This is a genomic window from Candidatus Binatus sp., assembly GCF_030646925.1.
Lineage (GTDB): Bacteria > Desulfobacterota > Binatia > Binatales > Binataceae > Binatus.
On sequence record NZ_JAUSKL010000056.1, the window covers coordinates 1 to 6,847 of the forward strand.

At 62.3% G+C, this 6,847-nt stretch carries 3 protein-coding genes and 2 pseudogenes; 2 read left to right on the plus strand and 3 right to left on the minus strand.

Annotation, left to right across the window (positions count from 1 at the left end):
- A pseudogene (locus Q7S58_RS08810) lies at positions 1-1,754 on the minus strand (endonuclease MutS2); the annotation flags it as partial.
- Positions 1,755-1,844: 90 nt separating this feature from the next.
- Here Q7S58_RS08810 and Q7S58_RS08815 point away from each other — a divergent pair.
- Positions 1,845-3,458, plus strand: a pseudogene (locus Q7S58_RS08815) (carboxyl transferase domain-containing protein).
- Between the two features lie 39 nt (positions 3,459-3,497).
- Here Q7S58_RS08815 and Q7S58_RS08820 read toward each other — a convergent pair.
- A complete protein-coding gene (locus Q7S58_RS08820; protein ID WP_304823660.1) occupies positions 3,498-4,562 on the minus strand; it encodes a hypothetical protein in 1,065 nt (354 codons plus the stop codon).
- 3 nt (positions 4,563-4,565) lie between these two features.
- Positions 4,566-5,981, minus strand: coding sequence for a class II fumarate hydratase (gene fumC, locus Q7S58_RS08825; RefSeq protein WP_304823663.1), 1,416 nt, complete (start codon positions 5,979-5,981; stop codon positions 4,566-4,568).
- A 193-nt stretch (positions 5,982-6,174) separates the two neighbouring features.
- Here fumC and Q7S58_RS08830 point away from each other — a divergent pair, with 193 nt between their 5' ends.
- Complete coding sequence (locus Q7S58_RS08830) at positions 6,175-6,534, plus strand: ferredoxin family protein (protein ID WP_304823665.1); 360 nt, start codon at positions 6,175-6,177, stop codon at positions 6,532-6,534.
- Positions 6,535-6,847: the final 313 nt, after the last annotated feature.

Here is a 6,847-nt window from a genome sequence, read left to right on the forward strand (position 1 = left end):
TCGCGCCGAAAATCCTCGACCATCTCCGCGGTCTCAGCGCGGAGCCGCTTGCGGTCGTTCTCCGCGCGTTCGCGCGCGAGCTTTGCCGCCGCACGCGCGTCGGTCTCGACCTCGGACAAGTTCGCTTCGCGCTCGCGGAGCTTTTCGGCTTCAACGTTCAGGTTCGCTCGTTCGGCGTCGAGCCGTTTGAGCGCTTCCGATAGTTCGGCGCTGCCGGCGCCCATCGATTCTTCGGCGGCGCGGATTATTTCGTCGGGCAAGCCGAGCCGCCGCGCGACCGCGAGTCCGTAGCTCTGGCCAATCGTATGCGGCTTCAAGCGGTAGAGGGGCGCGAGCCGATCCGCGTCGAAATCCACCGCCGCGGCTTCGAAACTCGCCTGCGAATAGGCATGCAACTTGACGGCGGTCGAATGCGTCGCGATCGCGATCATGCAACGGCGCGCGCCGAGATAGTTCATCAGGCCAATCGCGAGCGCCGCGCCCTCGGCCGGGTCGGTGCCCGCGCCGGGTTCGTCGAGAATCACCAGCGCTGGTTCGTCGAGGTGCCGCACGATTTCCGAGAGGTTCGCGATATGACCCGAAAAGCTCGAGAGATTCGCCGCGATCGATTGCTCGTCGCCGATATCGGCGAAGATGCTGCGAAACACAGTCGCCTTGCTGCGCGGCTCCACCGGAATCAGGATCCCCGCCTGCGCCATCAGGGAGAGCAATCCGATCGTCTTGAGCGCAACGGTCTTGCCGCCGGTGTTCGGACCCGAGATCACGATTCCGCGCTGGCCCGGTGCGATTCGCACGTCGATCGGGATGACCTCGCGGCCCGCCGTCATTAGCAGCGGATGACGCGCGCCGACCAGATCGATTCCGGCGTCGGTGATTTCCGGCTCGACGCAGGTGAAGCGCTCGGCGAAAATCGCGCGCGCGTTCAGCGCGTCGAGTTGCACCAGCGCGTCGAACGTCATCCGCAATTCTTCGGCGTAGCCGCCGACCATCGCGGTCAGGCGCGCGAGGATTCGATTTTCTTCCGCCTCGGCTTCGCGCTCGAGCATCATCAGCCGGTTGTTCAGCTCGACCGCCCACATCGGCTCGACGAACAGCGTCTCGCCGGAAACACTGCGGTCCTGCACGATTCCTTCGAGCCGTTCGGCGTAGTTCAACTTCATCGGCAGCACGAAGCGGCGGTTCCGAATCGTGACGATGTAATCCGAGATGAACGATTCCATGCCCGACGCGTTCAGCGAGCGCATCAGGCGCGCCTCGAGTTCGGCGCGCTCGTCGCGCAGCCGCGTGCGCAGCCGCTTTAGTTCGGGGCTGGCGTCGTCGAGCAGCGCGCCGTCGTCGGCGAGCGCACGGAGCATCGCGTCGGCGAGTTCCTTGGGCGCGAGCAAATTTTGCACCAATGCCGCGACATGCGGAAAGCGCTCGACGCGCGAGCGGAGGAACCCCGCGACGTGGCGCGACGCGACCACGAAATCGCGCACTTTGACCAGCGCCTCGCCACCGAGGATCGCGCCGACCCGCGCGGCTGCGAGCAGGTACGGCCGCTGATCGGCAAACTCGCTCAGCGGAATCGATCCCGCATGCGAGCGCAACTCGGCCATCTCGGCCGTGGCGCGCAGACGATCGCGCACCTCGGCCGCATCGGTCGATGGGTGCAGTTCGAAGGTCGCCTCGCGCGCCGGTTCGGAGGCGCAGAAATCCACCACGAGGCGGATTACCTTGTCGAACTCGAGCGCCTTGAGATCGCGTTCCCGCATGAGGTTAAGGCAGCGCGCGTTTTGCGCAATCGCCGCCGCATAAGGTTAATATCTAGCCCAACTTTGGGTTTTAGGCATCAAGGATCGAAAATGGATCGTATAGAATCGCGACTCAGCACCGCGTCCGACGAATACCGCATCAACCGCGAGGCGATGGAAGCGCACGTGAAGCGGCTGCGCGCCGAGATCGAAAAAATCCGCGAAGGCGGTCCCGCGCATGCGCGCAAACGGCACGTCGAGCGCGGCAAATTGCTCGCGCGCGATCGGGTCAGGCAGTTGCTCGACCCGGGCAGTCCGTTCCTGGAACTCTCGATGCTGGCGGCATACGGGATGTACGGCGGCGAGGCTCCCGCCGCGAGCATCGTCACCGGCGTCGGGCGGATTCACGGCCGCGAGACGGTGGTGGTCGCCAACGACGCGACAGTCAAGGGCGGCACCTACTATCCGATGACGGTGAAGAAGCATCTGCGCGCGCAGGAAATCGCGATCGAGAATCGGCTGCCGTGCGTGTACCTGGTCGATTAGGGCGGCGCGTTTCTGCCGATGCAATCCGAGGTGTTCCCCGATCGCGAACATTTCGGCCGCATCTTCTACAACCAGGCGCGGATGTCCGCGATGGGCCTCGCGCAGGTCGCGATCGTGATGGGTTCGTGCACGGCCGGCGGCGCATACGTTCCCGCGATGTGCGACGAGAACGTGATCGTGCGCAATCAGGGAACGATCTTTCTCGCGGGGCCGCCGCTGGTGCGCGCCGCGACGGGCGAGGAAGTCAGCGCCGAGGATCTCGGCGGCGGCGACGTGCATACCCGGCTGTCGGGCGTGAGCGATCACTTGGCCGAGGACGATCAGCATGCGCTCGAGATTGCGCGCTCAATTTTCGAAAACCTCGGGCGTCGTTCCGCCAATGACGCATTCGATCAGGCCGCGCCCGAGGATCCTTATTACGATCCCGCCGAGCTGTACGGCATCATCCCGGTCGATACGCGCAAGCCCTACGACGTGCGCGAGGTGATCGCGCGCCTGGTCGATGGCAGCCGGATGCACGAATTCAAAGCGCGCTACGGCGCCACGCTCGTCACCGGCTTCGCACGCCTGTACGGCTATCCGGTCGGCGTGATCGCGAACAACGGCGTGCTGTTCAGCGAATCGGCGCTGAAGGCGACGCACTTCATCGAGTTATGCTGCGCGCGGCGTATCCCGCTGCTGTTTCTGCAAAACATCACCGGCTTCATCGTCGGCCGGCGCTACGAGCAGGGCGGCATCGCGAAGGACGGCGCCAAGATGGTGAACGCGGTGGCCAACGCGCAGGTGCCGAAATTCACGGTGATCATCGGCGCGTCGAATGGCGCGGGGAACTACGGGATGTGCGGGCGCGCGTATTCGCCGCGGCTACTCTTCATGTGGCCGAACGCGCGCATCTCGGTGATGGGCGGCGAGCAGGCGGCGAATGTGCTGCTGACGGTGAAGCTTGAACAGATGAAGCGCGAAGGCGCCACCATGACCGACGCGGAGCAAAAAGATTTCGTGCGCCCGACGCTCGAAAAATATGAGGGCGAGTCGAGCTGCTTTTATTCGAGCGCGCGGCTCTGGGATGACGGCGTGCTCGATCCAATCGAGACGCGGGCGGCGCTGGCGCTCGGAATTGCGGCCTCGCTCAACGCGCCGATTCCGCCGCATCCGGGCTTCGGCGTCTTCCGGATGTGAGGATTCCGGGACTCGCCCGCTGCGACAGATGCGCTTTCATCAGGCGAGGAAATGAATCGCGATGAAGACGTTGCACAGCACAAATGCGATCGGGACGACGAAGCGCGAGTACCATCGGATCTTCAAGCCGAGGTCGCGCCGCCGATTCGAGCGATGCGTAATATGCACCGTCATCAGTTCGACGATCGCAAGGAACACGAACACGTAGCACTCCAGAAAGAACGCGTCGATGTAGGTCAGGTACGGTACGCGCGGCATCGTCGCCGAAATCGCAAACGCGAACGCGATAACCGTGAGGATCGTGGTGACGGCGACTTGCAGTTGATTGTCGAGGTCGCTCGCTTCGATCCAGAACGCCGCCCACGACAGCACGACCATCAGGGTCAGCGGCACGATCACCTTCCATACATAGAAGTTCGAGCGCCGCTCGACGGAGATTTCGAAGCGAACCTCCGAGACTTCCGAGCCGTCGAAGAGCTTCCATCGGGTGATGCGCGGCAGCACGGCTTCGAGCTTCCACTGCGCGAGCGAACTGTAGGTTTCGAGCTCGCTCGAGAGCCAGGTTTTATGATCGTTCAGGCTGAACGTCACGAAGCCCGCCGCGGCGGCGACGAAGGGCTGCATGATGATCGAGAGGGTCTGCGTGTCGAACGGAAATCGCTTCAGTTGAAATTTCGACGACAGCACCGCCTTGCATCGCTCGGAGTAATTGACGGTGCCATCAGGCGACACGAGAATTGCCGTGTCGTAACGATCGCGCGGGCTCGCGGCATTTATCATCTCTACTCGCGGTATCCAGAATTCGCCGACGTTGTAGCGCCGCACCAGATCGTCGGGACCGCCGGGCGTAAAGGCGAGCCGCGGATCCTTCCAGCGCTCGAACAGATAAGCGTCGATGGTGAAGTTCTGGTCGACCTCATCGATCGACGCGATATTGAGGATGTGGAGTCCGACCGCGACGTCCATCTGGCCGTGCGTGATCGGCGGACTGAGTAGCGGCTCGCGCGCAGGCGGCGTTGCCGCTGCCCGGGTGCTGGCCCAGAGCAGAATTACGATGCAGAGCCCGACGACGCCTGCGGCGTATGGAATCCTGCGCGCTCCCACCGGTCAGCTTTCCGGCTCGAGCATTTGTTCGGCGCGCACCAAACGATCGAACTCGTCGGGCTTCAGCAGGCCGAGCGCGACGGTCGCTTCGCGCAGCGTGGTGCCGTCGGCGTGCGCTTTCTTCGCGACCTTGGCCGCGTTGTCGTAGCCGATATGCGGGCTGAGCGCCGTCACCAGCATCAGCGATTTTTCCACGCATTGCCGAATCTGCTCGCGATTCGCCTCGATTCCCTCGACGCAATACTTGCTGAACGACACGCACGAATGCGCGAGCAGCATCGTCGAATGCAGAAAATTGTGGATGATGAGCGGCTTGAAGACGTTTAGCTCGAAATTGCCCTGCGAGCCTGCCACCGCGATCGCCGTGTCGTTGCCGATCACCTGGATACACACCATCGTCATCGCTTCGCTCTGGGTCGGATTAACCTTGCCCGGCATGATCGAGGAGCCGGGCTCGTTCTCGGGCAGGATCAGTTCCGCGAGGCCGCAGCGCGGGCCTGAGCCCATCCAGCGCACGTCGTTGGCGATTTTCATCAGCGATACCGCGAGCGTCTTGAGCGCGCCCGACGCCGCGACCATCGCATCGTGCGCGGCGAGCGCAGCGAACTTGTTCGGCGCCGATGTGAATGGCAGGCCGGTGTATTCCGCGATCTTCGCCGCGACGCGGCCTGCAAATTCGCGATGCGTATTTAATCCAGTGCCGACCGCCGTTCCGCCAATCGCAAGCTCGAACAGGTCCGGCAGCGCCGCCTCGATTCTCTTCAAATCGTAGTCGAGTTGCGCGACGTATCCGGAAAATTCCTGGCCGAGCGCGAGCGGCACCGCGTCCATCAGATGAGTGCGCCCGATCTTGACGATATCGGCAAACTCGATCGCTTTGCGATTCAGCGCGTCGCGCAGTTTGCGCAGCGATGGGATCAGATCGCGCGTGACTTCCTCGGCTGCCGCGATATGCATCGCGGTCGGAAACGTGTCGTTCGACGATTGCGACAGATTGACGTCGTCGTTGGGATGAACCGGCTGCTTGCTGCCGAGCACGCCGCCGGCCAGTTCTATCGCGCGATTCGAGATCACTTCGTTGGCGTTCATGTTGGTCTGCGTGCCGCTGCCGGTCTGCCAGATGCGCAGCGGAAAATGATCGTCGAGCTTGCCCGCGATCACTTCGTCGGCCGCCTGCACGATCAGTCGCGCCTTGTCCGGCGAGAGTTTGCCGAGATCGCGATTAATTTCCGCCGCCGCTTTCTTGAGCGTGCCGAACGCGCGCACCACCGACCGCGGCATCCGGTCGAAGCCGATCGAAAAATGCAGCAGCGAGCGCTCGGTCTGCGCGCCCCAATAGCGGTCGCGCGCGACCTCGATCGCCCCCATGCTGTCGGTTTCGGTGCGCTTGCCATTTGCTCGAGCCGAATCGTTTGCCATTTTAATCCTGACGCCGGGTCATGCGGCGTTCCCCTCGCGGCGCAATCATTCTATTCTTGCGCGATCGTCTTGAAAGCGCCGCCGCGGTTTTTTTTGCGACTCTTGGCGGCAGGCTTTTCAGCGCCGCTTAGCCGATATAGTTTAGGGCGAGTATCGTTCACAACAGGAACTTCTGAGGAGAGGCTGAGCAACCATGCCGTGGACTATAACCCGACTCTGCCGCGATTGCGTGGATACCGGATGCGTTAGCGTATGTCCCGTCGATTGCATTTACGAGTACGCGGGTTCGGACAAGGAAAAATTTCCGAATCAGCTCTACATCGATCCCGACGAATGCATCGATTGCGGCGCCTGCGAGCCCGAATGCCCGTGGCAGGCAATTTTCGAGGAGCCGGGAGTGCCGGATCTGCTGCAGGACGACATCGCGCTGAATCACGCCATCCTCGAGATCAAGGATCAGTTCAAGGTGAAGTCGTTCGTGCAGATTGAGCATCCGACGCCCGAGCAGATTGCCGAGAACAAACGCAAATGGGGCATCGATCCCAATAGCTAGGCATTTCAGCTCGCACCTTCTTCACAATCACTTTAAGCGAGAGCAGTCGGCCACGCGATCGAACCGATCGATCAGGTGCGTGTGCAGCGTCGATTCAGCTGAATCGAGACGCTGCGCTATTCTGTGCGGATGAACTCGCGGATAAGAGTTATTGACAGTTCAAAGAAGCAGTCCTAGCAGGCTGCGGAAAAACGAGGAGTTTTCCACTCGATCGGATATAGTGGAGTAGGAAGAGGTTGTAGGAGGAGGTGGCGGAGATGCGTGGGGTGGACCATCAGCAGAGCGGAATGTTCAGCTACATATCGGCGGAGCG

Coding starts and splice junctions, on each gene's coding strand:
- fumC (WP_304823663.1), bottom strand. CDS start 5,981: ATGGCAAACGATTCGGCTCGAGCAAATGGCAAGCGCACCGAAACCGAC.
- Q7S58_RS08830 (WP_304823665.1), top strand. CDS start 6,175: ATGCCGTGGACTATAACCCGACTCTGCCGCGATTGCGTGGATACCGGA.